Consider the following 25,487-nt stretch of genomic DNA (forward strand, 5'->3'; position numbering starts at 1 on the left):
CGACCAGCGCGGCGAGCTCGTCGTAGGACGGACGCTCACCCTCGACCGGCACACCAAGATCATCTCACATGTCGATCAAGCGGCCCCGCCGACCTGACTAGTTACCCCGAATTCATCCCGCCGAAATGGATCGACCCCGAACAGAAACCCCGCCGGAATCCATAGCACACGCTCCTCGACGTGGACGGATGAAGCGGGATCGCCACTCACGCTCGGCATGGTGGCGCGTCGACCCGTCCCACCGCACCCGGGTCACCGCGGCGACGGTCACGACCGCAGTGGTCACGGCGGCGCCATGGGACGAGTGCGCGCGCCGACGGCATCGCCCTGCACCGCCCGCCGGGCGAGAACGGCGATGACCGCTGCTCAGGCGCCCGTCACGACCGGGTGCATCAGGGATAGTGATCACGGTCAGGGGATTGACCTGTGGTGTGTGCCGGGTCACTCTGGGTCCCCCACGGTGTCGAGGAGAGGGACGGTCCAGGTGTTCCGAGCCGAGGTCAACTGCCATCCGGGCGACGGGTACGTCGCCGTCCGGGTGGCCGGCGACGTCGACACGGGCACCCGCGCCGAGCTGGCCGCCGCCCTCGACCGCGCTGTGGGCGCCGACGCGCTGACCATGGTGGTCGACCTCAGCGGCGTGCGGTTCTTCGCCGCGGCCGGCGTGCATTGCGTGGAGCTCGCCGTCGGCGCGGTCGAGGCGCGCGGTGGCGCGGCCCACCTCGTGTGCCCCCGCCCCGGAGCGGCCTGGCGGGTGGTCTCGCTGCTCGGGCTGCACCAGCAGTGGCAGGTGCACCAGGACGTGGCCGGCGCCGTCTCCGGCGTCGTTGCCGGGCACCTCGCCCACCAGCTCATCCCCCGGCAGCGGCCCGCACTGCAGCAGCCGCGCACCGGCTGAAGCCACCGGGCCTGCCCTCCGGCCGTACCGTTCCCGCGGGCAGCCGCGGTCGCGGCGAGCCGAAGAGGCGGCGATGGCGACGGAGGGCCGATGAAGGTCGATGCGATGCTGCGGGGCACCGGGCTTGCCGAGCTGGCCGCCGAAGCGCGCGAGCGGGAAGCCGCGGGTCTCGACGGGCTGTGGAGCTACGAAGGCCCCCACGACCCGTTCCTGCCGCTGATGCCGGTGGCCGAGCACACCTCCCGGGTGGCGCTGGGCACCGCGATCGCCGTCGCCTTCGCGCGCAACCCGATGAGCACCGCCTACGTCGCGCACGACCTGCAGGTGCACTCGGGAGGGCGCTTCCTGCTCGGGCTGGGCAGCCAGGTCAAACCGCATGTCGAGCGCCGCTTCGCGATGCCGTGGAGCCACCCGGCACGGCGGATGCGCGAGTACGTGCAGGCGCTGCGCGCGATCTGGTCGGCCTGGAACGACGGCGAGCGGCTCGCGTTCCGTGGCGAGTTCTACTCCCACACCCTGATGACCCCGTTCTTCACGCCCGCACCCAGCCCGTACGGGCCGCCCGCCGTGTACCTCGCAGCCGTCGGCGACCAGATGACGCGCGTGGCGGGTGAGGTGTGCGACGGGCTGCTGCCGCACGCCTTCACCACCGATCGCTACCTGCGCGAGCACACGCTGCCGGTGCTGGAGGAGGGGCTCGCCGCAGGCGGGCGCTCCCGTGCCGACTTCTCGATCGCCCTCTCCGGTTTCGTCGTCTCCGGCACGAGCGAGGAGGAGATGGCCGTCGCGGCGCGCGGCGTGCGCGAGCAGATCGCCTTCTACGGCAGCACCCCGGCCTACCGCCCCGTGCTGGAGCTGCACGGGTGGGGTGAGCTGGGCGTCGAGCTCAACCGGCTCTCCCGCGGCACCGACCCCGAGCGGTGGCGGCGGATGGGCGAGCTGGTCGACGACGAGGTGCTGGGCACCTTCGCCGTGGTGGCGGAGCCGGACCGGCTCGGCAATGCCCTGCTCGCCCGGTTCGACGGGATCGCCGACCGCTTCACCCCCTACGCCCCCTACCCCCACGACGACACGCTGTTCGGCCCGGCGACGGAGGTGCTGCGGCGGGGGTGACACGCCGCCGGTTGGGATCACTCCACAGGGGGAACAGAGCCCTGTCCGGACCTGCGGAAGGATCCCCATGCTCGCCGTCGTCGCTGCCGTCCTGTTCGGCCTCGCCCTCCTCTTCGAGCTCGCCGGGATCTCCGTCCAGGTGATCACGAGTTCGCTGCTCGTCACCGCAGGCCTGCTGTGCCTCGCGCTGTACTTCGCCGGCGTCGGCTCGCGGCAGGTGACCTACCGGCGCCGCACCCGCCGCTGACCCGAATCCGCTGTGGGCCCTACCCCCGCCAGCTGAACCGCGGCTCGTAACCCAGCACGCGGCGGGCCTTGTCGATCGACAGCATCGTCTCGTGCTCGCCGAGCTCCCGGGTGACCGGCACGCCGGGGTAGACCTCGGCGGCGAGGTCGGCGCTGCGACGCGACATGACGCTGTCGGCGTTCGCGATCACGAACACGTCGACGCCCGTGGCCTCGTGCTCCAAAGCCCGGCGGACGGCCTGGGCGCCGTCTCGGCCGTCGATGTAGGCCCACAGGTTCCAGCGCCGCAGCTGCGGGTCGGCGTCGAACGCCGGGAAGCGCGCGTAGTCCTCGGGGTCCATGACGTTGGAGAACCGCAGCCCGATCATCTTCAGCTCCGGCACCCACCGGCAGAAGTGCCGCGCCATCTCCTCCTCGAGGCTCTTCACCAGCGAGTACGTGCTCTCCGGGCGGACCGGGTACCCCTCGTCCACCGGGATGTAGGGCGGGGCGGTGTCGAACGGGAGCCCCAGCACGGTCTCGCTGGAGGCCCAGACGATGTTGCGGATGCCGGCGGTGCGCGCGGCCGCGAACACGTTGTAGGTGGCCGTGATGTTGTTCGAGAACGTGGCCGCGTTGGTGGTGAGACCCGGCGCGGGGATGGCCGCGAGGTGCACGACCGCATCCAGGCCGTCGTGCCGGTCGTCGACCGCGGTGAGGGCTTCGACGACCTGCCCGTGGTCGGTGAGGTCGACGCGCACCGACACCGCCGCCGCGGAACCCGGGTCCGGGACGCGATCGAGCGCGACCACCCGGTAGCCGTGTTCCTGCAGGTGGTGCACCACGTGGCGCCCGAGCTTCCCGCTGCTGCCGGTCACGGCGACTGTCGTCATCTCACGTGCATATCACCCGACAGGGGCGGGTCGGCGCACCCGCTGGATGTGATGCGCGTTATTCTCGTGTCATGCGTAACGCCCTCGCCCTCGCCCTCGCCGCGGCCGTAGTGCCGCGCGTCGGCTGAACCAGGCCGCCGGCGCGCCGCGCCCCCACGCACCCGAGGCCTGGCTCGGCCCCCACCCTCCGTGGAACTGGAGCCGAACAATGTCTGTTCTCGATCACTCCCCCCGCACCACGTGGTCCCCACGCCTGCAACGCCGCCGCGAGATCGTCACCACCGGCGGGATGCAGGGTGTGCTCGACATCGCCACCGCACTGCGCGCCGAGGGCTTTCCCGTGCGGGAGTTCGCCGTCGAGGTCCGCGACGGGGTCCCCTACAGCTCGGTGACGTGCACGGTCTCGCTCACCGCCGCCGAGTGCGCCTGCTTCGCCGACCGCCTCGGCGCCGTGCCGGCGGTCATCTCCGTCGAACCCTGCTGATACCGGCGGCACCCTCGCGCGGGGGTCGCGGTCCAGGTCGCGGTCCAGGTCACGGGGTGGTGGTGGCTCCGTGCGCCGCGTCCAACATCTCGGCCAGCTCCGCCACCTTCACCCGCTCCGCGCCGCGCGTCCCGCCACGCCGGACCTCCTCGGCGTCCAGGCGCAACCACGCCGACCAGTCCACCGGCCGCTGCCCGTGGGCGGTCAGCGTGGCGCGCAGCGCGGCGGGCTCCGGGTGCGCCGGCGCGGGGAGGCCGGGCAGGTCCTCCAGCAGCGCGGCCACGGTCTCCACGGCGTCGGCCTTGTTCGTGCCGATCACACCGGTGGGCCCGCGCTTGATCCAGCCCGTGACGTACGCGCCGGGCACCGGCTCGCCGTCGCACACCACGCGGCCGCCGTCGTTCGGCACGGTGCCGGTGGCCTCGTCGAAGGGCAGCCCGGGGATCGGCTCGGCGTCGTAGCCGATGGCCCGCACGACGAGGCCGACGTCGATCCTCTCCTGCTCGCCGGTGCCGACCACCCGGCCGTCGACGATCTCGTTCCGCTCGACGACCACGCCGCTCACCCGGCCGTCGGCGCCGACGATCCGCACCGGGGAGCGCAGGAACCGCAGGTGGATCCGCCGCGGCTTGCCCGCGGGGGCGGCGACCTGCCACTCGGCGAGCATGTCGAGCATCTGCCGGTGCCGCCGGTCCTCCGGCTCCTCGACGCCCGCCGCGAGCAGCCCGTCGTCGTGCACGAACACGTCGGCGTTGGCCAGCTCCCCGATCTGGCGCAGCTCGGCCGGGGTGAACCGGATGTGCTGCGGGCCGCGGCGGATCAGCACGTGCACGTCGCGCACGGCGCTCCCGCGCAGGACGTCGAGCACGGGGTCGGGAACGTCCGTGGCCGCCATCTCGTCGGGGGTCTTGGCCAGCACGCGCGCGACGTCCAGCGCCACGTTGCCGGCCCCGACCACCGCGACGCCCGGGTGGTCCAGCACCGGCCGCAGCTGCGTGTGGTCGGGGTGCCCGCAGTACCAGCTGACGAACGCGCCGGAGCCCAGCGACCCGGCCAGCTCCTCGCCGGGGACGCCCAGCGCGCGGTCCACCGAGCTGCCGGTGGCGTGCACGATCGCGTGGAAGTGCTCGCGCAGCACGTCGAGCGGCACGCCGCCCTCCCCCACCCGCACGCCGCCCAGGAACTCGACAGCGGGGAACTCGGCCTCCGCCGGCTCGAACGGCTGCTGCAGGACGCGGATGACCGACTTCATCTTCACGTGGTCGGGGGCCACGCCGTAGCGCACGAGGCCGTACGGGGCGGGCAGCCGGTCGAGCACCTCGACGCTCATCGGCTCCCCCGCGGCCAGCAGCGCGGCGGCGGCGTACAGCCCGGACGGGCCCGCTCCGATCACCGCGACCCGGGCCTGTCGCTGCTGCATGTGCTCATCTCCTGTGGTGGTGGAGTTCAGTCCGGGAAGGGACCGAGCGGCGCGCGCCGCCCGACGGAGGAGGTCACCCCCTCTGGCCGGCCGGTGGACCGGGGCGTCGGTGGCGCGGCGCGGGGAACGGTGGCGCCTGCGTGACGCGTCAGGGGGCGGCGGGCGCGACGATCTGCGGGCGCGGCGCCTCCGGCACCGTCGGTGCCCGCACCCTCGGTCACCCCACCGACCCTAGACCTCCGCACCGCCCCGGGCCCCGGATCGGCGCGGTCCCGGATCGGAAGCATCGGATCAGCTGCCGGCGAGGGCCGTGCGAGTGGCGAAGGTGCGCCGGAAGTCGGCCGGAGCCACCCCGACGACCTTGCGGAAGTGGTGGCGCAGCAGCGCGCCGCTGCCGAAACCGCAGCGCTGAGCCACCTCGTCGATGCCGAGGTCGGTGTCCTCCAGCAGCCGCTGGGCCCGCAACACCCGCTGCAGGGTGAGCCAGCGGTGCGGGGTGGTGCCGGTCTCGGCGACGAACCGGCGGGCGAAGCTGCGGTCGGACATCCGCGCGCGCCGCGCCAGGTCGGAGACCGTGTGCTCGATCTGGAGGTTCTCCACGACCCACTCCAGCACCGGCGCGAGCCCGTCGGCGCGGCACTGTGGCACCGGCTGCTCCACGAACTGCCGCTGCCCGCCGTCACGCTGCGGGGGCACGACCATCCGGCGCGCGATCACGTTGACCGCCGCGCTGCCCAGCTCGCGCCGCACGACGTGCAGGCACGCGTCGATGCCCGCGGCCGTACCGGCGCTGGTGACGAGGTCGCCGTCGTCGACGAACAGCACGTCCGGATCGATGCGGGCGCGCGGGTACCGCTGCCTCAGGTCGTCGACGTTCATCCAGTGCGCGGTGCACCGCCGGTCGTCGAGCAGCCCCGCCTCGCCGAGCACGAACGCTCCCGAGCAGACGGCGAGCATCGTGCTGCCCGACGCGGCGGCGTCGCGCACGGCGTCGAGCACCTCGTCGGGGAACTCCCGCATCCGGGTGGCCGAGACCGCGACGAGGTCGGCTCCACGCAGGCCCTCGAGCCCGTAGGCGGGCACGACCTCACACCCGACGGTGCTGGACAACGGCTCCCCTGCCACCGGCCCGCACACCCGCAGCTCGAACGGGGGCAGGCCCTCCGCGGTGCGGTCGATCCCGAAGACCTCGGCGACCGTGCCGAACTCGAACGGCGAGACCTGCGGGAGGACGAGCACGGCGATCGTCGAGAGCATGGGAACCAGTCTATGGCAGGATTTTGACTAGAGGGGTCAGTTCCGCCACTAGTGGCAGCATATTTGCGGGCGGAGACTTAGCGCCATGACCACAGCGATCATCCTCCTGCTCGTCTTCACCGCCCTCCTCACCCTGTCGATCGTGCGCCCGGCCCGCCTCCCGGTCCTCGGCCTCCCGACCGTGGAGAAGGACCGTGACCGCGCACGACAACTCGCCGAACTGCGCGCGTTGCCAGGATCCCGCGCGCAGCTCCCGCCGATCTGATCCCGACGTTCAGGCGTGGAATGCCGCCAGCTGCTCCGCCTCCTCGGCCAGTTCCCGGCCGACGGAGGCGGGCAGCCGGTGGAACGGCTCGCAGCGCACCGCGCCGTCGGCGTAGCGCCAGGTGCCGGCCACCTGCCCGTGGACGAGGAACGTGGGCACCGACTGCGGGATGCTCCGTCCGAAGATGCGCGGCCGGTACTCCTCCGGGAGGATCTGCGCGCGCCGCACGTGCACCAGCAGGTTGGCGTCCCACTGCCCGAGGAACCGCACGGGAGCCGGCGTGTCGGCGGCAGGCAACGGCGCGTCCGGCACGTCGAGCAGCTCCCCGCCCGTCTCGCTGCGAAAGCGGCGCAGCTCCAGGCGGGCGAGCACGGCGCGCGCGGCCCTGATGCTCCAGCCGCAGAACGAGGCGACGTCGGCGGCCGAGGCTGGGCCGAACGCCCGCAGGTAGCGGGCGGCGAGCAGCTGCGCGGCCTCCTCGGGGTCGGCGGTCGTGCGCGGCACCGTGTGCTCGGCGAGCCCGTAGACGTGGGCGCGCGGGGTGCTCCAGGTGCCCGCGGGTGGCACGCGCACCAGATCGAGCCACAGCTGTACGCCGGACCAGAGCTCGCGCGGGTAGCCGTCGGCGACGAGCCGCTTCTGGATCTCGGCCTGCTTCAACGGGCCCGCGGCGAGGTGGCCGCGCACCGCCGACGCCACGACCTGCATGTCGAACTCACCGGCCCGCGGGCCCGTGCGCCGCCACCACTCCCGGCGCGCCTCGCGCACCGCCTCCGTGAGCGGCCAGTAGTCGGGCGCCGCGACCATGTGGATCGTGCAGCGCATCATCCAGGCCTGCACGATCCGGCCGTCGAGCAGCGCCTCGGTGAGCATCTCGCGCCGGAACCCGGCAAGGCGTGACCACAGCCCGACGTAGCCCGACGGGGCGTACTGCGTCTGCAGCCCCGCGGCCTGCGCGACGACCTGCTCCGGACCGGCCGTGGAGCGCTCCAGGAGCAGCTGCCTCGCCAGCACCGCACGGTTCAGCTCCCGGGTGGACAGCACGCGCTCGGCCATGGCTGCAGTCTGCCGCTCGCCCCCGACAGTCCCGTCGCCCGACCGGGCGGGACGGGTCAGGTACCGGCGGCGAGGTCCGTGCCGATAGCCGCGGCGCAGGCCTGCAGGGCGGGCAACACATCGCGCACGACGTCGCGCGACCCCGCCCTCGTGCTGACGTTCGCGGCGGCCACCACCTCGCCCGTCCGCCCGCGGACGGGCACGGAGATCGACCGGAGCCCGAGCTCCAGCTCCTGGTCGACGACGCAGTAGCCGGCTTCGCGGACGGCATCCAGCTCGCGCCCGAGAGCCTCGGGATCGGTGATCGTGAGCTCGGTCAGCTGCGGAGCCGCCAGCGCGGCGAGCCGCCACTCCCGCTCGTCCGCGGGCAGGGCCGCCAGCAGCACGCGCCCCATCGACGTGGCGAAGGCGGGCAACCGCGTGCCGATCGTGATCGCGACGGTCATGATCCGCGACGTCGGCACGCGGGCGACGTAGACGATGTCGGCACCGTCGAGCACCGACACCGACGCGGACTCCTGCACCTCGCGCACCAGCGCCTCGAGGTGGGGTGAGGCGATCTCCGGCAGCGAGAGGCTGGACAGGTAGGCGTACCCGAGCTCGAGCACGCGCGGCGTCAGCGCGAACAGCTTCCCGTCGGTGCGGACGTAGCCGAGCTCGGCGAGGGTCAGCAGGAAGCGGCGCGCGGCCGCACGGGTGAGCCCGGTGCGGCGGGCGACATCGCTGAGGCTCTGCTCCGCGTGCTCGGCGTCGAAGGCCCTGATCACGGCGAGACCGCGGTCCAGCGAGCGGACGTGCTCGCTGCGGGGGGCCGGCCCGTCACCCACGTGACACCGGGTCGCTCGCCGCGCTCATCATCGGCCGGCCCGCTCGGCGAGCAGCCGGTCCACCAGCTCACCCGCGTGGCCGGGCCCCCCGTCGCCTGCCGCGGTCAACGCGAGGTTCGCCGCCATCCGCTCGGGGTGGACCTGCAGCCCTTCCAGCGACGTCCGCAGCCGTGCGGCGGCGCCACCGGCAGCACGCAGCAGCTCGTCGAGGGTCTGCCACTCGGCGTGCCACGGACCGGCGGCGCGCTGGTGCTCGTGGTCGGCCGCGGCGAGTAGCACGGCCGCGAGGCCCGGGGCACGGCGGGCGGCCGCGCGTACGGTGATCGCGGCGATCGGGTTGCGCTTGTGCGGCATCGACGAGGAGTCGCCGGGCGCCGCCTCCGACACCTCGCCGAGCTCGGTGCCCGCGAGCAGGACCACGTCCGTGGCCGGCTTGGCACAGGCCCCGGCGGCGACCGCGAGGGCGCCGGCGAGCTCGCCGATCCGCGTCCGCTCGGTGTGCCACGGCGCCGCGTCCGCGAGCCGCAGCGCGCGGGCGAGCGACGCGGCCACGGCCGGTCCGTGCGGGTGCAGGGCCGCGAGCGTGCCGGCCGCACCGCCCAGCTGCACGGGCAGCGCGCCGATCACCTCGGTCAGCCGGACCCGGGCCCGGTCGATGCCGGCCCACCAGCCCGCCGCGACCAGCCCGAACGTCGTCGGCAGTGCCTGCTGCCCCAGCGTGCGCGCGATCATCGGCGTGTCCCGGTGCGCGCGCGCCAGCTCGGCCGCGGCGTCGGCGGCGCCACGCAGGTCGTCGAGCACGACCTCGCCCGCCCAACCGACGAGCAGCACGGCGGCCGTGTCCATCACGTCCTGGCTGGTGGCCCCGGGATGGACCGAGGCACCCGCTTCCCCCGCCGCCGCCCGCAGCATCCGCACGAGCGGGATCACCGGGTTGCCGCCCTCGACCGCCGCCCGGCCCAGCGCGGCGGGGTCGACCTGCAGCCCGGCGGCGGCGGCCTCGATCCGCTCGGCGTCGGCGGCGGGCACGACACCGTGCTCGGCCGCCGCCCGCGCCAGCGCCACCTCGACCGCGACGAGCGCCGCCACCCACGACGCGTCGTCCAGCCGCGCAGCCACCCGGTCGGCCCCGAAGATCGGGTCGAACAGCGCACTGACCATGGGGCGAAACCGTACGTCCCGGCCTATCGCGCGCGGGCTCGGGCCCGCGATCCGCTCTGTGTTCGCACAGCGAACGCTTGTGCGTCAGCCGAACCCTCTCGTACAGTGACGCGCGTGATGGACAAGGTGGTGGTCTCGGCGGCAGCGGCGGTCGCCGATGTGCCGGACGGCGCGTCGCTGGCCGTCGGCGGGTTCGGGATGTCCGGGGTACCGGCGGCCCTGATCGCGGCACTGCTGGAGCAGGGCGCAACCGCGCTGGAGACGATCAGCAACAACCTCGGTGTCGACGGGTTCGGGCTCGGCACGCTGCTCGCCGCAGGCCGGATCCGGCGCACGATCGGCTCCTACGTGGGCAACAACAAGGAGTTCGCGCGGCAGTACCTGGCCGGGGAGATCGAGCTCGAGCTCACCCCGCAGGGCACCCTCGCCGAGCGGTTGCGCGCGGGCGGGGCCGGGATCCCCGCGTTCTTCACACCCGCAGGGGTCGGCACGCAGGTCGCCGACGGCGGGCTGCCATGGCGCTACGACGCCGACGGCGGGGTGGCCGTCCACTCGCCCCGCAAGGAGGTGCGCGAGTTCGGCGGCCGCGGCTACGTACTGGAGGAAGCGATCGTGCCCGACTACGCCTTCGTGCACGCCTGGAAGGGCGACCGGCACGGCAACCTCGTCTTCCGCCGCAGCGCGCGCAACTTCAACCCGGTGTGCGCGGCGGCCGCCCGGATCACGATCGCGCAGGTCGAGCACCTCGTGGAGCCCGGCGAGCTCGACCCGGACGCGGTGCACACGCCGGGCATCCACGTCCAGCAGGTGGTGCACGTGCCCGACGCCGAGAAGCCCGTCGAGTTCCTGACGGTGCGCGCATGAGCGAGCCCGCGAACGAGTCATCGGCGCCGCGCCGCACGCGCGAGCAGCTCGCCGCGCGGGTGGCCGAGGAGCTGCCCGACGGCGCATACGTCAACCTCGGGATCGGCATGCCGACCCTCGTGCCCGGGTTCGTGCCGCCCGGCCGCACGCTCGTGCTGCACTCGGAGAACGGCGTCCTCGGCGTGGGCCCCTACCCCACCGACGACGAGGTCGACCCGGACCTGATCAACGCCGGCAAGGAGACGGTGACCGTGCTGCCGGGCGCGTCCTACTTCGACTCGGCGGCGAGCTTCGGCATGATCCGCGGCGGGCACGTGGACGTCGCCGTGCTGGGTGCGATGCAGGTCAGCGCCCGCGGGGACCTCGCGAACTGGGCCGTGCCCGGAAAGATGATCAAGGGCATGGGCGGTGCGATGGACCTCGTCCACGGCGCGGCCCGCGTGATCGTGATGATGGAGCACACCGCGCGCGACGGCTCCCCCAAGATCGTGGCGGAGTGCACGCTGCCGCTCACCGGCCTGGCCTGCGTGGACCGGATCGTCACCGATCTCGCCGTGATCGACGTGACCCTCGCGGGCCTCGTGCTGGTCGAAACGGCGCCCGGGGTCGACGCCGACGACGTCCGCGCGGCCACCGGTGCACCGCTGCGCTAGCGCGCTGACCACGTACGTCCCCGCCGGCTCCGATCCGCGGCGGCGCGGCGAGCCGCACGCCAGGGCCCTCGCGACCGCACTCACGTACGTCTCGCAGGCGGGCTGGCCACCATGATCGCCAGGAGTGGTGTGGGGGCGACAGATCTGAGCCTGTTGCCGAATCGGTCACGGCCCGCACCGCGGGCGCTGCCGGTCGGGACGCGGTCCGCGGTGATCGATCTGATCAGCACCTACGAGCGGTCACTGCGACAGCGACGCATTTCTCGAGCGATCACCGCCGGGTGATCGATCCCAGCAGTACCTACGAGCGGTCACTGCGACAGCGGCGCACTTCTCGAGCGATCACCGCCGGGTGATCGATCCCAGCAGTACCTACGAGCGGTCACTGCGACAGCGGCGCACTTCTCGAGCGATCACCGCCGGGTGATCGATCCGATCAGTACCTGCGAGCGGTCGCTGCGACAGTGGCGTACTTCTCAGAGCGATCACGGCCTGGTGATCGGTCCGAGCAGTGCGTGGGTGCTGCCGCGGCGACGTCAGGTGCTTCTCGCAGCGATCACCATCGGGCATCCGAGGCCCGGGTCGGCCACACGCTCGATCTGTCGACCTCCCACCATTTCCGCTGATCACGGCCACCTCACGTTCCGGAACGCGACCGTTGCATGATCAATGAGACGTGAGCGGGGTCTGCTGGAGATCCAACCCCGCTGACGTCTCGCTCGTGGCGCATCCTGCGGACGCGGACGGCCGAGGTTCCGTGCCCGTTGCATGACCAGGTAGACGTGAGCGGGGTTGGGGGAAGATCCAACCCCGCTCATGTCTACGTCGTCGTGGAATCTCCTGTGGGCGGGCCGTTCCCGGCTCGCGACCACTGCCTCACACCCCGGTCCTGGTCTTCGGCGTAGTCGGCAGGGTTCCCCTGCTTCTGCCTGTCGGTGGGGTGGCCGGGTTGGCAGAACTGCCGAATATCGGGGCTGGGTGGGCGGCCGTCCCCGGCGCGGGCCCAGGCCAGTCCGCGACGAGCCCGCCCCTGCTGCGTGCTCGCGCGCCTTGCGGTGGTCCCGATCCACCGCTTCACGATGATCATCGGTCCGGTTCGAGGCGCGTCCACCTCTCATGATCGGCGGGATCGGGGCATCAGCCGCAAGGGTGCGGCTCATGTCCCTGCTTCGCTGATCAAGGCCGTTTCCGGAGGGGTTCGGGAACGGCACCACAGCCAGTCGATTGGCACTCGGCCGCGACGGGCACGTCGTGGAGAGGCCGGGGCCCGCGCCGGGGACGGCCGCCCGGCCGACCACGATATTCGCGGCTCGTACCCAACCCAGCCACCCTCGGCACCGAGGACGGGCTCGGCACCGGGCCCATTGCGAGCGAGGCCCCGGGCGGGGGTGAGGCAGGAAGTCCCGAGCCGGGAACGGCGCGCCCACCGCAACCCGGCCTACGAGGCAGGGCCCCCGGAGCAGCGATGGCGGACCCGGGGCGAGGAGTGCGCGCGCACCGGTCACACCCCCGAATCCGCGCCGCGCCACCCGTCGACGGGTGGCGTCGAAGGAGAAGGGGCGTCGGGGCGCGGCGACCGGTCGCGAAGGGCTCGCGCGCCCCGCCTGCGGCCACGCCCCGTGCACCCCGTCGACGACTCACGTTGGCGGAGGGCGGGAGGTGTGAGCGGGTGGTCGCGCGGACCGGCCGCGGCACGACCCCGTGAACGTCCGTGGCCACCGCGCTCGCGGCTTCAGGCGGGCGGGCCCAGGTCGACCGGCAGCTCGGTCAGGCCGCGGATCAGGGTGCTGCGGCGGTGCACCAGCTCCTCGGCGTCCACGGCCAACGCCAGCTCGGGGCGGCGCGTCAGCAGCGCCCCGATCGCCACCTGGCCCTCGATGCGGGCGAGCTGGGCGCCGAGGCAGTGGTGCAGGCCGTGTCCGAACGCGACGTGCCCGCCCGCGTCCCGATCGACCCGCAGCTCCTCGGCGTCGGCGAAGCGCGCCCCGTCGCGGTTGGCCGCGGCGAGCGACAGGGTGACGATCGAGCCCGCCGGGATCGTCACGCCCGAGTACTCGACGTCCTCGGCCGCGAAGCGCACCGGAGCGCTGTGCACCGGGGAGTCCCAGCGCAGGAACTCCTCGACCGCGGCGGGCAGCAGATCGGGCCGCTCCCGCAGCAGCGCTCGCTGCGCGGGGTGGGTGAGCAGCGCGAGCACGCCGTTGCCGATGAGGTTGACGGTGGTCTCGTGGCCCGCGATGAGCAGCATCATCGCCATCGCGACGAGCTCCTCCTCGGAGAGCCGGTCACCCTCGTCGGCCTCCTCGATGAGCGCGCTGATCAGTGCGCCGTCGGATGCCGCCCGCTTGGCGTCGATGAGCCGGCCCAGGTAAGCGTGCAGCGCGCCCATCGCCGCCGCGCTCTCCTCCTGCCTCGAGTCGTCGACCATCGTGCGCGACCACCCCGCGAACTCGTCGCGGTCCTGCGCCGGCACGCCGAGCAGCTCGCAGATCACGAACACCGGCAGCAGGAACGCGTAGTCGGCCATGAGGTCGACGCGCCCGCGGGCGGGCAACGCGTCCAGCAGTCCGCGCGCGATCTCCTCCACGCGCGGTCGCAGGCCCTCCATCCGGCGCAGCGTGAACGCGCGGGACACGAGCTTGCGCAGCCGCGTGTGCTCCGGCGGATCCATCAAGATCATCATCGGGATCGGCGTGCCCGGCGCGTCCGCCCGTTGCTCGGGCGGCAGGGTGTGGCGCCAGTCCTTGGACAGGTGGGGGTCGGCGAGCGCCGCGCGGACGTCGGCGTGGCGGCTCAGCAGCCACACCGTGCCGTCCGGTCGCTGCACCCGGCGCACCGGTTCGTCGGCGCGCAGCGCGGCGTAGGCCGGGTAGGGATCGCGCCAGAACGCGCCGTCGAAGAGCTCGAGGGTGGCGGTCACGACAGGTCCTCCCACGGTCGATGTAAGCACCAGCTTACAGGCGTTGAGGCCTGATCACCCGCGTGCGGAAAACCCGTGGCGGACCGGGACACCCACGCCTATCGTTGCTCCCATGCGCCTGTAAGAGACGGCCGCCACGCGCGGCACCGCGGCCCGGGGCCCTTGCCCCCGCCGCCCCGTCCCAGTCACCCCGGCCGGCCCTGGAGCTGATCCAGGAGTCGTCTCGGCTCTGCTGTGCCGGCCCGTCACCCCTGCAGGAGGCACTCCATGCGTGATCCGTTGCTCTCGTCCCTGCTCGCCGCCGACGGCGAGCCCACTCCCGCCGACGCCACTGCGGCGCCGGCCAACCGGGCGGCCCGGCGCGGCCGCGCGGGCCGGAAGAACCCGAGTGGAGCCGTCCACGCCGGTTCCTCGGGGAACGCCCGCGCCGCCCAGGGCCGCCGGATCAACCCGGTGCGTCGCACCGGTTGATCCACCGGTACCGCCGGTCCCGCGTCCACGGGGCCGGCGGTACCGCGCACCGTCAGGACGCCGTGCCGGGGGTGCCCAGCCGGGCCAGTGCGGTGGCGCTCGGGCTGCCCGGGTCGGCGGTGTAGATCACCAGCCGCAGGTCGGTGCCGGGTAGCAGGAGGGTCTGGCAGTCCAGCTCGAGCTCGCCGAGCTCGGGGTGGTGCAGGTGTTTGCGCAGCGTCGGTCGGGGTTGCACGTCGTGGCTGCGCCACGCGGCGGCGAACTCCGGACTGTGCGCGGCGTACTCGTTGACCAGCTCACCGACCACGCGGTCCGCCGGGTGGCGGGCGCTGGTCGCACGGAGATCGGCGGCCGTCTGCCGGGCGAACGCCGCTTCCACGCCCGCCGGTGCCGAGCAGAGGGTGCTGCCCAGGCGGATGGACAGCCGCACGGTGTTGCGCTCCTCCACGGGCAGCTGCGCGAAATCGGTGATCAACGCGACCGCCGCGCTGTTCCAGGCCACGATGTCTTCCCACTCGTCGACGAGGTAGGCGGGTATCGGCCCGAGCCGGTCCAGCACCCGCCGGGCGTCCTCGGGCACGGGCGTGCGATCGGCCTCCGCGCTGGGCGCGGCCTGCCCCGCCAGCCTCGACAGGTACTCGCGCTCCGCAGTGGTGAGCCGCAGGGCCGTGCCCAACGCGGCCAGTACCTGCGGCGACGGGCGCGGCGCTCGGGCCTGCTCCAGGCGCTCGTAGTAGCTGTTCGACACGGCGGCCAGCGCAGCCACCTCCTCCCGGCGCAGTCCGGGGGTGCGACGGGCACTCCGGCCGGTCGGGTGGCCCGACACCTGGTCCGGGCGCAGTGCCTCGCGCCGACGGCGCAGGAAGTCCGCCAGTTCCGCTCTGCTCACCACGCCAGCGTGGCACGCCGGCGTCGATCCATCCACGGACCGGCGGTCCGGGGCTCATCCGTCCGTTCCACGACGACGGGCCCGCACCCAGCCTGGTGGTCACACACCCCACGAGATGCTGGAGGACCACGGTGCCACGCACCCCCGAGGAAACGTTCCGTCAGCTGCTGGACCTGCTACTGGCCAAGGACATGGATGCCATCGCCGACCTGTGGGCGGAGCACGGCAGCGCCGAGTTCCCGTTCGCCGAGGGCGCGTCGCCGGGGCGGCTGGACGGGCGCGAGGCCGTCCGCGCCTACCTGGCGGGCTACCCGGAACTGATGGACGTGCGGTCGATTCCGACGATCACCGTGCACCACACGCAGCAGCCGGACACCGTCGTGGTGGAGTTCAGCGCGCACGGGAGCACGGTGCGCACCGGCGAGCCCTACCGGCTGGACTACGTCACGGTGATCACCACCCAGGAAGGCCTGATCACCCGGTACCGGGACTACTGGAACCCGCTCGCCGCCGCCTCGGCGGCCGGCACGCTGCCCGAGCTGCTCGGCGCGCTGCGCGCGGAGGCGACCCGATGACCGGCGTGCTCGTCACCGGCGGCACCGGCAAGACCGGGAGGACGCTGACCGAGTTGTTGCGCGGCAGTGGTGTGCCGGTCCGGGTCGCCACCCGCACGCCGTCGGTGGATGATCCCGACGCGGTCCGGTTCGACTGGGACGACCCGGCGAGCCATGCCGGCGCGCTGCGCGGGGTGGACCGGGTCTACCTGGTGCCTCCCCCGCTCACCACGGATCCCCTGCCGCAGGTCGGGCCGTTCCTGGCCGCGGCGGAACGCGCAGGCGTCCGCCGGGTGGTGCTGCTCGGCTCCGCCATCGTCCTGCCGAACGCCCCCGGCGCGCTGGAGCTCGCCGCCCAGGTGCGGGCCCGGCCCGGGTGGGCGGTGCTGCGCGCGTCCGGGTTCATGCAGAACTTCCTGGCCCCGCACCCGATGGGCGAGCGGATCCGCCGGCACGGCGAGATCCGCACGGCCGCCGGCGACGGCCGCGTGGGCTGGATCGACGCGCGGGACATCGCGGCCGCCGCCGCCGCGCTGCTGACCGACCCCGACCTCCCTTCCGACGACGCTCCCGGCGCCGGCAGTGACCACCTGCTCACCGGCCCGAAGGCGCTGAGCTACCGGGACGCGGCGACGATCATCAGCGCGCAGACCGGCCGCCCGGTCCGCGTCCAGCTCGTCGGGGTCGACGAGGCGGTCCGCGGCCTCCGGGCCTCGGGAATGCCGGCCCAGCTCGCCGACGCCCTCGCCGCCGTCGACGCCCGCCTCGGCGCCGGGAAGGAGGACCACGTCAGCACCGCGGTGCTGGAGCTGACCGGCCGTCCACCGCGCACCTTCGCCGAGTTCGTCCGGGACCACGCGACCGAGTGGGTGGATCCCGGAGCGCCCGAGGGGCGTCCGCGGCACTCTTGACACCACTCGGTCTCCGCGTTGAGTATGCGATCAGTCACAGTTTCCACGGGATGGTGCGACAGCGCGGGTCCGTCCCGCGCCCCGGTGACCGACGACGACGTGCGGGGACGGGGTCACGATGGCGGCAGGACGACCGACGACCGGGGGCCTGACGGACAGGCAGCCGGCCGTCGTGCTGGACGGGTTCTCCTTCCTGGAGTGCCCGCGGTGGCGCGACGGCCGACTGTGGGTCTCGGACTTCTACACCGACCAGGTCGTGGCCACCGACGGTCGGGGCGTCACCGAGGTCGTGGCCGAGGTGCCCGGCCAGCCGTCCGGGCTCGGTTTCCTGCCCGACGGGCGGGCGCTCATCGTGTCGATGCGCGATCACCGCATCCTGGTGCGCAGCGGGTCGGGGCAGCTGAGCGAGCACGCCGACCTGACGGGCGCGGTCACCGGGATGCTCAACGACATGGTCGTGGACGAGCAGGGCCGCGCCTACGTCGGCAACTTCGGCTTCGACCTCATGGCCGGCGCCGCACTGCGCTACACCACGCTGACCCGTGTCGACCCCGACGGCACGGTCACCACCGTCGCCGACGACCTCGGGTTCCCCCAACGGCATGGTGATCCTCCCCGGGGGTGTGCTGGTCGTCGCCGAGACGTTCGCCGGGCGGCTGACCGCCTTCGACATCGACGAGGACGGCGGGCTCGCCCACCGGCGCGTGTGGGCGCAGTTCGGCGAGACCCCGCAGACCGAGGACGTCGACGAGGCCGTGCGGCTGCTCCAGGTCGCTCCCGACGGCATCTGCGCGGACGCCGAGGGCGCGATCTGGGTGGCCGATGCCCTCCACCCGCGCGTGATCCGGGTGCGGGAGGGCGGCGAGATCATCGACGAGATCCCCACCGGAACGGGGGTCTTCGCCTGCATGCTCGGCGGCGCCGACGGCCGCACCCTGTTCCTGTGCGCGGCGCCCTCGTTCCCGGAGCACGAACGCCGGCCGGTCCGCGAGGCCCAGCTGCTGGCGGTCCGCGTCGACGTCCCGCACGCCGGCCTGCCCTGACCGTCCCGGCCGACCCGTCCGACCCCGACGCGCGAACTGGAGGGCCCCGTGGAGGTGTCCTGCGCTTTCCCGACCGCCCTGTCCTCGCCGGACGACATCGCGCTCGCCGAGAGCCTCGGCTACGCCCGCGCGTGGGTCTACGACACACCGCAGCAGAGTCCGGACCTGTGGATGACGCTCGCGCTCGCCGCCGAGCGGACCGAGCGGATCGGGCTCGGCCCGGGCGTCCTGGTCCCGAGCCTGCGCCACCCGATGGTGAACGCCGCCGCCACCGCCACTCTCGCCGCGCTCGCCCCGGGCCGGGTCGCGGTCGCCTTCGGCACCGGCTTCACCGGGCGCCGGGCCATGGGCTACCGCGCGATCACGTGGGCCTTCATGGCGTCCTACATCCGGGCGTACCGGGGCCTGCTGCGCGGCGAGGTCGTCGAGTGGGACGGCGCGCAGATGCGGATGCTGCATCCCGACGGGCACGCGCCCGCCCGCCCGGTCGACGTCCCCGTCCTCATCGGCGCGCTCGGGCCCAAGGGCCACGAGGTGGCCCGCGAGCTCGGCGACGGGCTCTACGTGACGCTGCAGCTCCCGGAGTTCATCAGCGAGTACTCGTGGGTGCCCTACCTGGCCTGGGGCACGGTGCTCGAGGACGGGGAGGCACCGGACTCCGATCACGCCCGCGTCGCGGGCGGCCCGGGCTGGGCGCTGGCCTACCACGGCGCCTACGAGTTCGGCGGCCCCGACGCCGTGCGCAGGCTCCCGGGGGGCGCGGAGTGGATGGCGGTCGTGGAGGAGGCACCTGCGCCACAGCGGCACCTCGCGATCCACACCGGCCACTGCGTGCACCTCAACGACGCGGACCGGGCGGCGTGGCACGCGGGCGGCCACGCGATGCTCCCGGACGTGACGATCAGCGGTACCCGCGCTCAGGTCCGGCGCCGCCTGGACGACCTCGCCTCCCACGGCGTCACCGAGATCGTGTTCCAGCCGTGCGGCCCCGACACCCGTGGCGAGCTCGAGAGGTTCCTCGACGCGGCGAACTCCTGACGCGGGACGCTACGACTCGAGGTAGGACTTCAGCTCGGACCGGTCGGACTCCTCCTCGCCGGTGATCACGTAGAACACCATGCCCGCGTCCGAGACGTCACCGTTGCCCACCACGTCCAGCCGCGAGTACAGCCACTTCCAGTTCTCGTCGCCGCTGTCGTCGAGGAAGTCCCAGAAGTCCATCTCGACGGGCCCGAGCCCGGAGTTCTGGTCCGGGATCTCCACGCGCTCGCAGCCGAGGTCGATCAGGTCCTCGTAGTCGTGGCCGCCGTGCTCCTGCGCCCCGTGGGTCTGGTTGAAGGAGTCGTCGCCGTGGGTGATGCACTCGACGTGCGTCCTGGCCTCCGGGTCCGCGGCGTCCAGCGCCATCCAGACCGTCTCGATTGGGCCGGCGAGCACGATCGACAGCTGGTCGTCCTCGGTGGAGGCGTTGATCTCCTCCACCAGGTTCTGGGTGCCCGCCTCCAACCGCTGCGGGTCGGTGTCGTCGAAGAACCGGGACATGTCGAAGCCGAAGCGCTCGCCGCCCTCCTGCACGCTCTCGGTCATGTTCTCGACGTGGTCCTGCGACGAGTCCCAGATGTGGTTGTTGTAGTCGTAGTGCACGAGGTTGGGCTGCAGGTCGCGGTGCGCGAGCATGGCCAGCGCCATCGGTGCGGACGCCCAGTCGTCGTTGTCGTGCTGGTTGCCGTCCGCCGACATGGCGATGCGCCCGACCTCGGGATCGAGCCCGCCGCTCCCGTCGTCCGGGGTGCCCGTGGCGGCCGGCGGCGCGCCGCCGGCACAGCCCTCGGACCCGTCGAGCTGCGGGCCCGTCTCGTTCCAGGGGCACTCGCTCGTTGCCGCAGGCGGCTGCGCGCCGCATCCCGCGAGCAGCACGGTCGAGGCGAACACGGCGGCCAGCAGGCGGGACCGGTGACGGCCGGCGGTCATCGTGCCTCCCGGGCCACGGTCGAGGTCCTGATGGGGTGGTGGTGACGCTACCAATGCCACCGACCGGGTGGCGGGGCGCACGTGGGGTAGCGGTGCATGCGGGCCGGACGTGTGACGATCAGAGGCGTGACCGTCGTATGGTGGGCCGCCCCGGTGGTGCCGGAGAGCGCGCCCGCTCTCGTCCCGTTGCTCGACGCCCACGAGCGCGAGCGGCTCGCCCGCTTCCGCCGCCCCGCCGACGCGGCCCGCTACCTGGCCGCGCACGCCCTCGTCCGGCTCACGCTCGCCGAGGTCGTCGGGCGGGCACCGGCGGCGCTCGTCTTCGACCGCACCTGCCGCTGCGGCGCGCAGCACGGCAAACCCGTGCTGCCCGGTGGCCCGGGCTTCTCGCTGACCCACGCCGGCGACCTCGTCGGCGTCGCCGTGCACCCGGCCGGGCCGGTCGGCCTGGACGTCGAGCAGGTCCGCGAGCTCACCGACCTCGAGGCGATGACCGCGCACGTCTGCTCACCGCACGAGACCGCGCCCGACGCGCAGGCCTTCTTCACGCTCTGGACGCGCAAGGAGGCCCTGCTCAAGGCGGCCGGCACCGGGCTCGCGGCGCCGATGTCGGCGATCACGCTCGGCCCGTCGGGCGTCCTGGACTGGGTCGGTGAGGACGCCCCCACCGACCCTGCCTGGCTGCGCGACCTGCACCCGGCGCCCGGCTACCGGGCCGCCGTCGCCGGGTTCGGCGCCGAGCCCGTGGTCACCGAGCGGGCCGGGGACGACCTGCTGGCTCAGGCGCGGTAGAGCTGCTCGGCGTAGGACGACGCGCTGTAGTAGCGCTCGAGCTCCTCGAGCGGGGTGTCCTTGCGCACGAGGGCCTTGGAGATGCGCGCCGTGGACGGGATGGCCTCGTGGTCCCAGGTCTCGGGCTGCCACAGCTTCGAGCGCATGAACGACTTCGCGCAGTGGTAGAAGACCTCCTCGATCGCCACCTCGAGCGCGAGGATCGGCCGGTGGCCCTTGACGAGCATCTCGTCGAAGTACGGGGCGTCGCGCAGCACCCGCGCCCGCCCGTTGACGCGCAGGGTGTCGCTGCGCCCCGGCACGATGAACAGCAGGCCGACGTTCGGGTTGGCCAGGACGTTGCGGTAACCGTCCACCCGCTTGTTGCCGGGCCGCTCCGGGATCGCCAGCGTGTGGTCGTCGATCACGTGGGCGAGCCGGCCCGCGGGGTCGCCCTTGGGCGAGACGTCGCCCCGGCCCTCGGCGTCGCTCGTGCCGACCAAGCACAGCGGGGAGTGGGCGAGCCACACCCGGTCGATCGGGTCGAGCGACGGGCGGACCTTCTCCGCGACGGCCGGCGTGGGCCGCCCGACGACGGCCTCCAGCTCGGCGATGCTGGTGATCTCGGCACTGGAGATCTCGGTACTGGTCCCGGTACTTGCCTCGGTGTACGTCACGTTCCCAGGACGGTACGGCGCAGGATGTCGGGGTGTCCAGGGAGAATGTCGGCGTGGGCGCGCGCTGGGTCCTGCACCTGGACATGGATGCGTTCTTCGCGGCGTCCGAGCAGCTCACCCGTCCCACCCTGCGGGAGCGTCCCGTGCTGGTGGGCGGGCTGGGGCCGCGGGCCGTCGTCGCAGGCGCGAGCTACCAGGCGCGCGTGTTCGGGGCGCGCTCGGCGATGCCGATGGGCCAGGCGCGCCGGCTGTGCCCGCACGCCGTGGTGCTGCCCGCACGGTTCGCGCTCTACCAGGCGTTGAGCGCGCGGGTGATGGCCGTGCTCGCGGACGCCTCGCCGATCCTCGAACCGGTGTCGATCGACGAGGCCTTCCTCGAGCCGCCCGCCCTCGCCGGAGCGCCCGCGGCCGAGGTGGAGCGGTTCGCGGCGCGGCTGCGCGCCGACGTGCGGACCGCCACCGGCCTCCCGGCGTCGGTGGGCGCCGGGTCGGGCAAGCAGCTGGCGAAGATCGCCTCGGAGCTGGCGAAACCGGACGGGTCGCGGGTCGTCGCCCGCGCGCAGGAGCAGGAGGTGCTGGGGCCGCTGCCGGTGCGGGCGCTGTGGGGGGTCGGCCCGGTGGCCGAGGCCGGGTTGCACAAGCTCGGCGTCCGCACGATCGGCGAGCTCGCCGCCATGGACCTGCGCGAGGTGCACGGCCTGCTCGGCGCCGCGATCGGCACCGAGTTGCACCGCCTGGCCCGCGGGATCGACGAGCGGCCGGTGGCTCCCCGGGGTGCGGCCAAGCAGGTCAGCGCGGAAACCACGTTCGACACCGACCTCACCGCGATGACCGCCGTCCACGAAGCCGTCGCGCGGATGGCCGAGGCCGCCCACCGCAGGCTCGTCGCATCCGGGCGGGCCGCGCGCACCGTCACGGTGAAGGTGCGCAGCGCCGACTTCACGACGTCGAGCCGCTCCGAGACGGCCGCTTCCGCGAGCACCGACCTCGGTGCGCTCACCTCCGTCGCCCAGCGGCTGGCCCGCGCCGCCGTTCCCGACGGTGGTGTGCGGCTGATCGGGGTGTCGCTGGCCGGGCTCACCGAGGACCCGCCGCCCGCCCTGTTCGAGGCGCTCACACCGGCACCGGACGTGCCCGTCGCGGTCGAGGAGCCGCCGGTCCCCGTGATCGAGACCGGCGCCGACGTGGGCGGCCCGTGGCGCCCCGGCGACGACGTCACCCACGCCGAGTTCGGGCACGGCTGGGTGCAGGGAGCCGGGCACGGCCGCGTCACGGTGCGATTCGAGACGCGCAGCACGGGCCCAGGCCGCGCACGCACGCTGACAGCGGGAGACAAGTCCCTGACCAGAGCCGACCCGCTGTCCAGCCTCAACTGACCGCACTCCACTGACGCACCTCGGGAGGGTCAGGGTCTGTCTCAGGCCGGTGGGCGCCAGGGGCGCGGGGGCAGGACCGGTAGGCCTGTCGGGGCGCACTGGCCTCCGCGCTCGCCCGCCACCCGGAAGATCAGCCAGCCGATCAGGCCCGCGAGCAGGGAGCCGGCCAGGATGCCGATCTTCGCGTCGGTCACGAGCGCCTCGTCGTCCAGCGCCAGCTCCGTGACGAACAGCGCCACGGTGAACCCGATGCCCGCGAGCCCGGCCCCGCCGATCAGCTGGCCCCACCGCAGCGTGTCGGGGACGCGGCCGATGCCGGTGCGCAACGCCACCCACGTGCCTGCCGAGACGCCGATCAGCTTGCCGACCGTCAGCCCGATGACGATGCCCCACGTGATCGGCGAGCGGACGGCCGCGGCGAGGGTCTCACCTGTGAGCACCACACCCGCGTTGGCCAGCACGAACAGCGGCACGATCACGTAGCTGCTCCACGGCTGGATCCGCAGCTGCAACCGCTCGTTGGGCGAGACGGCCTCCGTCACCGCGGCCTGCGCGGCGAGCGCGCGCTCCGGGCTCGGGTCGACCAGGAAGCTGCCTCCCAGGACGTGCGCCCTGGCCATGTCCCGGGGCCGCGGCGCGTAGGCGTTGACCAGCAGCCCCAGCACGACGCCGACGACGCTCGGGTGCACGCCGGAGTCGAGCACCGCGAGCCACATCACGAGGCCGATCACCACGTAGATCGGCGTGCGCCAGAACCGTGCGAAGCGCATCGCGAGCAGCGCCGCGAAGAGCACGACCGACAGCACGAGCGAGGTGACGTCCACGTCCTCGGTGTAGAAGATCGCGATGGCGGCGACGGCACCGATGTCGTCGACGATCGCGAGCGCCAGCAGGAACACGCGCAGCTGGTCCGGGCAGCGCGGGCCGACGAGCGCGAGCACGCCGATCACCACCGCCGTGTCGGTGGAGATCGCGATGCCCCACGCCCCCGCTCCCGGACCGCCCGCGTTGAGCATGAGGAACAGCAGCGCGGGGACGACGAGCCCCCCGATCGCCGCGACCGTCGGGGCCGCGAGCGCCCGGAGACCACGCAGCTCGCCGAGCACCATCTCCCGCGAGATCTCGAGCCCGACGCTGAAGAAGAACAGCACCATCAGCCCGTCGTTGACCCAGTGCCGCAGGTCGAGGGCGAGCACCGTGTCACCGAAGGTGAGGGCCACCTCGGTGTGCCAGAACTCCTCGTAGCCCAGGCCCAGGTTCGCCCAGGCGAGCGCCAGCACGGCGGCGGTGAGCAACAGCGCGGCCGAACCGGACTCGGTGCGCAGGAAGCTGCGCGCGGCGCGGCTCAGGTCGCCGCGCTCGGCTAGGGTCGTCACCGTCACGGCGTGATCCTGCCACTTGGACAATCCGCCCGGATCTACGTGTCGTCTACATGACAGGGGGCCACGGATGCCGCTCGAGCCTCGCATCGGTAGTTACGACCACCTGCAGGGCATGCTCGGCGCCGAGCTCACGCTCGTGAAGTACGGCGACTTCGAGTGCCCGTACTGCCGCCTCGCCGCGCCCGTGATCGACGAGGTCGTCGCGCGGCTGGGCAACCGGCTCGTCTTCGCGTTCCGGCACTTCCCACTGGCCGAGCTGCACCCGTTCGCGCTGTCGGCCGCCGTCGCCGCCGAGGGGGCGGCGCTGAAGGGCCAGTTCTGGCCGATGCACGCCAAGCTCTACGCGGGCGACGAGCCACAGCTGCGGCAGGAGGACCTCCGGCGCTACGCGGAGGAGCTCGGCATCCCCCCGGAGAAGGTGCTCTGGCCGGCCACCCGGTTCGTCGAGGACCGGGTCGAGGCCGACTTCAACTCCGGCGTGCGCAGTGGGGTGCGGGGCACGCCGTCGCTGTTCGTCAACGGGCAGCTCCACCGCGGCGCGATCACCGTCGAGAACCTCGTCGACGCGCTGGAGAGCACCGCCCCCGCCGTGGTCGGCCCCACTTCCTGACGCCGCCGGGAACACTTCCCCCGGCGCGCCGCGTTCGCGTGATCACAGGGCGCGTGGCGGGGGGCCAGGATGAGCGGTGTGCAGCGGCCGGGTCGGTTGGGTGTGGCGACGTTGCTGCTGGCAGTGCTCGCACTCATGTCCGCCGCCCGCTCGAGCGTCATCATGGTCTACCTCGGCGTCACCTTCCGCACCGAGGTGGACCCGATCTCGGTACCGCTGAGCTACTACGTGTTCGTCGACGGCGGCCAGGAGCTGTTCAACTCGGCCGCGGTGGCCCTCGCCATCGGGGCGCTCGCGCTCCTGGTCGGGCTGGCGCGGGCGGGCGTCCGGATGGCGGGGAGTCCCACCGTCCTGCTCGCGGTGTGGGCGCTGTGCCTGGTGCTCGCCGCCATGTTCCCCGCCGACGACTCCCCGCAGATCCTGACCGTCGCGGGCTGGGTGCACCAGTTCGCGGGCGCCGGGATCCTCGCGCTGCTGTCGCTGGCCGGCCTGGCCGCCGCACCCCGACTGGCCGAGAGCCTGGCCTGGCGGCCCGTCGTGCCGACCGTCCGGGTGCTCTCGGCGGGCGCCGCCGCGCTCGCCGTCGCCTACGTCGTGAGCCGGCTCGACGACATCGTGCCCGGGATCTTCGGAGCCGTGGACGTCGGCGGGATCCTGCAACGCATGGTCCTGGCGTTCGACGTCGCGGTGGTGGCGGCGCTGGCGGTCCAGCTCGTACGGGTGTCGTGGGTGGCGGTCCGCTCCGGCGCCGCGGCGGCGCCCCCTGCGGTCCTCCCCCGCCACTGAGTCGCCCACC

General features: G+C 73.5%; 27 protein-coding genes and 1 pseudogene. 17 read left to right on the plus strand and 11 right to left on the minus strand.

The features are described from left to right. The first annotated feature begins 484 nt into the window (after positions 1-484). From CFP66_RS47910 to CFP66_RS16120, 3 genes are all read left to right on the plus strand, one after another. Positions 485-898: an STAS domain-containing protein gene (locus CFP66_RS47910; RefSeq protein ID WP_094924848.1), complete on the plus strand. Its 414-nt coding sequence runs from the start codon at positions 485-487 to the stop codon at positions 896-898. A 90-nt stretch (positions 899-988) separates the two neighbouring features. Beyond that, on the plus strand, positions 989-2,011 hold the full coding sequence (locus CFP66_RS16115) for a TIGR03617 family F420-dependent LLM class oxidoreductase (RefSeq protein WP_094924850.1): 1,023 nt from the start codon (positions 989-991) through the stop codon (positions 2,009-2,011). Between the two features lie 67 nt (positions 2,012-2,078). Beyond that, entirely contained in the window at positions 2,079-2,258 is a 180-nt protein-coding gene (locus CFP66_RS16120; protein WP_094924852.1) for a hypothetical protein, read from the plus strand. Positions 2,259-2,277: 19 nt separating this feature from the next. On the opposite strand, the gene CFP66_RS16125 is transcribed toward CFP66_RS16120, so the two are convergent. Then, a complete protein-coding gene (locus CFP66_RS16125; protein WP_094924854.1) occupies positions 2,278-3,129 on the minus strand; it encodes an NAD(P)-dependent oxidoreductase in 852 nt (283 codons plus the stop codon). 208 nt (positions 3,130-3,337) lie between these two features. Here CFP66_RS16125 and CFP66_RS16130 point away from each other — a divergent pair, with 208 nt between their 5' ends. Further along, positions 3,338-3,613: a hypothetical protein gene (locus CFP66_RS16130; RefSeq protein WP_094924856.1), complete on the plus strand. Its 276-nt coding sequence runs from the start codon at positions 3,338-3,340 to the stop codon at positions 3,611-3,613. A gap of 49 nt (positions 3,614-3,662) precedes the next feature. On the opposite strand, the gene CFP66_RS16135 is transcribed toward CFP66_RS16130, so the two are convergent. Together CFP66_RS16135 and CFP66_RS16140 are read right to left on the minus strand one after the other, a co-directional pair. Beyond that, on the minus strand, positions 3,663-5,033 hold the full coding sequence (locus CFP66_RS16135) for an FAD-dependent oxidoreductase (RefSeq protein ID WP_094924858.1): 1,371 nt from the start codon (positions 5,031-5,033) through the stop codon (positions 3,663-3,665). A 291-nt stretch (positions 5,034-5,324) separates the two neighbouring features. Next, positions 5,325-6,290, minus strand: coding sequence for a GlxA family transcriptional regulator (locus CFP66_RS16140; RefSeq protein ID WP_094924860.1), 966 nt, complete (start codon positions 6,288-6,290; stop codon positions 5,325-5,327). 85 nt (positions 6,291-6,375) lie between these two features. On the opposite strand from CFP66_RS16140, the gene CFP66_RS16145 reads away from it, so the two are divergent. After that, positions 6,376-6,555 (plus strand): hypothetical protein, encoded by a 180-nt coding sequence (locus tag CFP66_RS16145; protein WP_094924862.1) that lies wholly within the window; start codon positions 6,376-6,378, stop codon positions 6,553-6,555. 9 nt (positions 6,556-6,564) lie between these two features. On the opposite strand, the gene CFP66_RS16150 is transcribed toward CFP66_RS16145, so the two are convergent. The 3 genes from CFP66_RS16150 to pcaB are packed head-to-tail and all read right to left on the minus strand — an operon-like array spanning position 6,565 to position 9,599. Next, positions 6,565-7,611: a winged helix DNA-binding domain-containing protein gene (locus tag CFP66_RS16150; protein WP_233159472.1), complete on the minus strand. Its 1,047-nt coding sequence runs from the start codon at positions 7,609-7,611 to the stop codon at positions 6,565-6,567. Between the two features lie 56 nt (positions 7,612-7,667). Next, complete coding sequence (locus tag CFP66_RS16155; protein ID WP_094924864.1) at positions 7,668-8,438, minus strand: IclR family transcriptional regulator C-terminal domain-containing protein; 771 nt, start codon at positions 8,436-8,438, stop codon at positions 7,668-7,670. A 27-nt stretch (positions 8,439-8,465) separates the two neighbouring features. Beyond that, positions 8,466-9,599 carry a 3-carboxy-cis,cis-muconate cycloisomerase gene (gene pcaB, locus CFP66_RS16160; RefSeq protein ID WP_094924866.1) on the minus strand — a complete coding sequence of 378 codons (1,134 nt, stop codon included), beginning with the start codon at positions 9,597-9,599 and terminating at the stop codon, positions 8,466-8,468. 117 nt (positions 9,600-9,716) lie between these two features. Between pcaB and CFP66_RS16165 the strand changes: the two genes are divergently transcribed. Further along, positions 9,717-10,463, plus strand: a complete 747-nt coding sequence (locus tag CFP66_RS16165; protein ID WP_094924868.1) for a CoA transferase subunit A — start codon at positions 9,717-9,719, stop codon at positions 10,461-10,463. Continuing rightward, the gene (locus CFP66_RS16170; protein ID WP_094924870.1) at positions 10,460-11,116 is read left to right on the plus strand and encodes a CoA transferase subunit B; all 657 of its coding nucleotides are present in this window, start codon (positions 10,460-10,462) and stop codon (positions 11,114-11,116) included. Before CFP66_RS16165 ends, CFP66_RS16170 begins: the two co-directional genes overlap by 4 nt. A gap of 1,732 nt (positions 11,117-12,848) precedes the next feature. Here the strand turns inward: CFP66_RS16170 and CFP66_RS16175 are convergent. Further along, entirely contained in the window at positions 12,849-14,036 is a 1,188-nt protein-coding gene (locus CFP66_RS16175) for a cytochrome P450 (protein ID WP_198961489.1), read from the minus strand. 267 nt (positions 14,037-14,303) lie between these two features. On the opposite strand from CFP66_RS16175, the gene CFP66_RS16180 reads away from it, so the two are divergent. After that, positions 14,304-14,507 carry a hypothetical protein gene (locus tag CFP66_RS16180; protein ID WP_094924885.1) on the plus strand — a complete coding sequence of 68 codons (204 nt, stop codon included), beginning with the start codon at positions 14,304-14,306 and terminating at the stop codon, positions 14,505-14,507. A 52-nt stretch (positions 14,508-14,559) separates the two neighbouring features. On the opposite strand, the gene CFP66_RS16185 is transcribed toward CFP66_RS16180, so the two are convergent. Beyond that, positions 14,560-15,396: a helix-turn-helix transcriptional regulator gene (locus CFP66_RS16185; protein ID WP_094925493.1), complete on the minus strand. Its 837-nt coding sequence runs from the start codon at positions 15,394-15,396 to the stop codon at positions 14,560-14,562. 131 nt (positions 15,397-15,527) lie between these two features. On the opposite strand from CFP66_RS16185, the gene CFP66_RS16190 reads away from it, so the two are divergent. The 5 genes and pseudogenes from CFP66_RS16190 (at position 15,528) to CFP66_RS16205 (ending at position 18,942) form a co-directional block, all read left to right on the plus strand. Beyond that, on the plus strand, positions 15,528-15,971 hold the full coding sequence (locus CFP66_RS16190; protein WP_094924887.1) for a nuclear transport factor 2 family protein: 444 nt from the start codon (positions 15,528-15,530) through the stop codon (positions 15,969-15,971). Then, positions 15,968-16,861, plus strand: coding sequence for an NAD(P)H-binding protein (locus CFP66_RS16195; RefSeq protein ID WP_094924889.1), 894 nt, complete (start codon positions 15,968-15,970; stop codon positions 16,859-16,861). Before CFP66_RS16190 ends, CFP66_RS16195 begins: the two co-directional genes overlap by 4 nt. 118 nt (positions 16,862-16,979) lie before the next feature. Then, a pseudogene (locus tag CFP66_RS49940) lies at positions 16,980-17,390 on the plus strand (SMP-30/gluconolactonase/LRE family protein); the annotation flags it as partial. 73 nt (positions 17,391-17,463) lie between these two features. Further along, the gene (locus CFP66_RS49945) at positions 17,464-17,904 is read left to right on the plus strand and encodes an SMP-30/gluconolactonase/LRE family protein (protein WP_255413869.1); all 441 of its coding nucleotides are present in this window, start codon (positions 17,464-17,466) and stop codon (positions 17,902-17,904) included. A 48-nt stretch (positions 17,905-17,952) separates the two neighbouring features. Beyond that, positions 17,953-18,942 carry an LLM class flavin-dependent oxidoreductase gene (locus CFP66_RS16205; RefSeq protein ID WP_094924891.1) on the plus strand — a complete coding sequence of 330 codons (990 nt, stop codon included), beginning with the start codon at positions 17,953-17,955 and terminating at the stop codon, positions 18,940-18,942. Between the two features lie 9 nt (positions 18,943-18,951). On the opposite strand, the gene CFP66_RS16210 is transcribed toward CFP66_RS16205, so the two are convergent. Then, positions 18,952-19,875, minus strand: a complete 924-nt coding sequence (locus CFP66_RS16210; protein WP_094924893.1) for a hypothetical protein — start codon at positions 19,873-19,875, stop codon at positions 18,952-18,954. A 126-nt stretch (positions 19,876-20,001) separates the two neighbouring features. On the opposite strand from CFP66_RS16210, the gene CFP66_RS16215 reads away from it, so the two are divergent. After that, positions 20,002-20,667 carry a 4'-phosphopantetheinyl transferase superfamily protein gene (locus tag CFP66_RS16215; RefSeq protein WP_233159474.1) on the plus strand — a complete coding sequence of 222 codons (666 nt, stop codon included), beginning with the start codon at positions 20,002-20,004 and terminating at the stop codon, positions 20,665-20,667. Here CFP66_RS16215 and CFP66_RS16220 read toward each other — a convergent pair. After that, positions 20,655-21,323 carry a pyridoxamine 5'-phosphate oxidase family protein gene (locus CFP66_RS16220; protein WP_233159476.1) on the minus strand — a complete coding sequence of 223 codons (669 nt, stop codon included), beginning with the start codon at positions 21,321-21,323 and terminating at the stop codon, positions 20,655-20,657. The genes CFP66_RS16215 and CFP66_RS16220 overlap by 13 nt on opposite strands. 32 nt (positions 21,324-21,355) lie before the next feature. On the opposite strand from CFP66_RS16220, the gene CFP66_RS16225 reads away from it, so the two are divergent. Then, positions 21,356-22,699, plus strand: coding sequence for a DNA polymerase IV (locus CFP66_RS16225; protein ID WP_255413870.1), 1,344 nt, complete (start codon positions 21,356-21,358; stop codon positions 22,697-22,699). A 41-nt stretch (positions 22,700-22,740) separates the two neighbouring features. On the opposite strand, the gene nhaA is transcribed toward CFP66_RS16225, so the two are convergent. Continuing rightward, on the minus strand, positions 22,741-24,081 hold the full coding sequence (gene nhaA, locus CFP66_RS16230; RefSeq protein WP_094924897.1) for a Na+/H+ antiporter NhaA: 1,341 nt from the start codon (positions 24,079-24,081) through the stop codon (positions 22,741-22,743). Between the two features lie 67 nt (positions 24,082-24,148). Here nhaA and CFP66_RS16235 point away from each other — a divergent pair, with 67 nt between their 5' ends. Together CFP66_RS16235 and CFP66_RS16240 are read left to right on the plus strand one after the other, a co-directional pair. Then, positions 24,149-24,691, plus strand: coding sequence for a thioredoxin domain-containing protein (locus CFP66_RS16235; RefSeq protein ID WP_094924899.1), 543 nt, complete (start codon positions 24,149-24,151; stop codon positions 24,689-24,691). 78 nt (positions 24,692-24,769) lie between these two features. After that, positions 24,770-25,477: a DUF998 domain-containing protein gene (locus CFP66_RS16240; protein WP_233159478.1), complete on the plus strand. Its 708-nt coding sequence runs from the start codon at positions 24,770-24,772 to the stop codon at positions 25,475-25,477. Positions 25,478-25,487 lie beyond the last annotated feature (10 nt).

This window comes from Pseudonocardia sp. MH-G8 (assembly GCF_002262885.1).
Taxonomy (GTDB): domain Bacteria; phylum Actinomycetota; class Actinomycetes; order Mycobacteriales; family Pseudonocardiaceae; genus Pseudonocardia.